The organism is Candidatus Nitrosotalea sp. FS (assembly GCF_011319475.1).
GTDB lineage: Archaea > Thermoproteota > Nitrososphaeria > Nitrososphaerales > Nitrosopumilaceae > Nitrosotalea.
Genome location: NZ_RCMC01000181.1, coordinates 7,800 through 8,158 on the forward strand (window position 1 = coordinate 7,800; position 359 = coordinate 8,158).

The window sequence follows — 359 nt, forward strand, 5'->3', positions numbered from 1 at the left end:
AACTAGTCATGAAAAATCATACAATGAATTTCACGTGTATGTAATAACAGAAGGAATTTTTCAGGTCAACTCATTATGGCATTTCGGACATGTACTTGATTCTATATCAGAGTGATCTTTTCGTGGTTTTGCTTGATATCCACACTTCATGCATGAACCAGTTGTGAAAGGTGACATGATAACTGGTAAACGACATTGCATTTAGGTAATTGTCGAATACAACTGAATTGCAGGTTCAAATCCTGTAAGACTTACTTGGAAATAGAAATCGGAATTCCCCCAAATATCAAGACAAGTAACAATATTACTATGATACCGACTATTATCAGAGGAACCAAGAATCTAAAAATTGCAAGAGC